Origin of the sequence: Teichococcus deserti, assembly GCF_001982615.1 — a bacterium.
Lineage (GTDB): Bacteria > Pseudomonadota > Alphaproteobacteria > Acetobacterales > Acetobacteraceae > Pseudoroseomonas > Pseudoroseomonas deserti.
Map to the genome: position 1 here is coordinate 1 of NZ_MLCO01000404.1, position 1845 is coordinate 1845.

Consider the following 1845-nt stretch of genomic DNA (forward strand, 5'->3'; position numbering starts at 1 on the left):
CCGCGCCGGCGCCGACCTCGCAGCGCATCGCCACCGCCTTCGCCGCGCCCGCCGCCCCGACGCCGTCCAGCGGGCTGCGCGGCTTCAGCCTGGTGGGCACCGCCCATGCGGCGACGGTCGCGCCGCCGGCCAATGTGCTGCGCCTGCCGTCGCGGGATGCCGCGCCGGCCCCGGCGCCCACGCCGGTCGCCACCGCGGCGGCCAACGGCGCCTGGGGCGTCCAGGTCGGCGCCTTCGCCAGCGCCAACCTGGCCCGCACCGCCGCCGGCGAGGCGCGCTCGCGCCTCGGCATCAGCAGCGCGCGCCCGGCCATCGAGCAGGTCAGCTCGGGCAGCGGCACGCTCTATCGGGCACGGGTCATGGGCCTGTCGCGCGAGCACGCCCAGTCGGCCTGCGACAAGCTGCGCAGCCAGGGGGCCTGCATCATCGTCTCGCCGGGGGCGCAGGGTTAAACAGGACAAGGCCAGGGGGCGCCGCCCCCTGGACCCCCGCCGGGGGAACTGAGTTCCCCCGGACCCCCGCTAGACCAGGACCGTGTTGTCGGCCTTGAGCACTTCGCCAGCCAGATAAAGGCTGCCGCAGATCAGCACGCGGCCAGGCTCGCCGCCCGCAGCGGCCACGGCGCGCAGCGCCTCGGCCACCGTCGGGCCCGCCTTCGCCACGCCGCCGCTGGCTTCCACGATCGCTTCCACCGGCATCGCCAGGTGCTGGCCGGGCTCGGCCACGGCCCAGAGGCTGTCGGCCAGGCCCAGCAGCGGCGACATGAAGGCGGCAGACGCCTTGCCCTGCTTCATGCCGACCACCAGGTGGCGCGGCCGGTCGGACCAGGCCGGCAGGTGCTCGGCCAGGGCCTGGCCGGCGCCGGCATTGTGGCCACCATCCAGCCAGAGCTCCCAGCCCGGCGGCAGCAGCGCGGCCAGGTCGCCATGCAGCCGCTGCAGCCGCGCCGGCCATTGCGCCGTGGTCAGCCCGGCGGCGATCGCGGCCTCGGTCAGCCAGGAAGGGTTCCAGCTGCGCAGCGCCGCGATGGCGATGCCGGCATTGTCCGCCTGGTGCGGGCCCGGCAGCGCCGGCCGCGGCAGCTCCATCACGCCGCCCGGATCGGCATAGCGCATGCCGGTCTCGGTCAGGCTGGCGGTCCATTCCTGGTTGCGAACGGCCAGCGTGATGCCGAGCCTGGCGGCCTCGGCCTCCAGCACCATCAGCGCCTCGGGCGACTGCAGGCCGGTGGCGGCGGGGCTGCCGCGCTTCATGATGCCAGCCTTCTCGCCGGCGATGCCGGCCAGGCTGTCGCCCAGGAAGTCGGTATGGTCCATCGAGATGCTGGTGATGGCGCAGGCCGCCGGATGGTCCACCACGTTGGTGGCATCGAACCGGCCGCCGAGCCCGACCTCCAGCACCAGCAGATCGGCCGGCACCCGGCTGAACAGCAGCAGCGCGACCGCCGTGGTCACCTCGAAGACGGTGATCGGCAGGCCCTGGTTGGCGGCCTCGACGTCCTCCAGGGCGGCGATCAGCGCCTCCTCGGAGACCAGGGTCCCGGCCAGCCGCACCCGCTCATGGAAGCGGACCAGATGCGGCGAGGTATAGACATGCACCCGCTGCCCCGCCGCTTCCGCGATGGCGCGCAGGAAGGCGCAGGTCGAGCCCTTGCCGTTGGTGCCGGCGACATGCACCACCGGCGGCAGCTTGCGCTCCGGGTGATCCAGCGCCGCCAGCAGCCGCTGCAGCCGTTCCAGGCTGAGGTCGATCAGCTTCGGGTGCAGCCCGTGCAGCCGGTCGATGATCGCTTCCGAGCGGCTCACCTTCAGGAATGCGTCCCAGGGGCGGGGGGCGTCCCGGGGG

General features: G+C 74.4%; 2 protein-coding genes. One reads left to right on the top strand and one right to left on the bottom strand.

Annotation, left to right across the window (positions count from 1 at the left end; translation table 11 throughout):
* Window positions 1-452: SPOR domain-containing protein (locus BKE38_RS28085; protein ID WP_131829763.1), on the top strand; the 452-nt coding region annotated here is incomplete at its 5' end.
* A 69-nt stretch (window positions 453-521) separates the two neighbouring features.
* On the opposite strand, the gene BKE38_RS28090 is transcribed toward BKE38_RS28085, so the two are convergent.
* Complete coding sequence (locus tag BKE38_RS28090; RefSeq protein WP_076960453.1) at window positions 522-1805, bottom strand: bifunctional folylpolyglutamate synthase/dihydrofolate synthase; 1284 nt, start codon at window positions 1803-1805, stop codon at window positions 522-524.
* Window positions 1806-1845 lie beyond the last annotated feature (40 nt).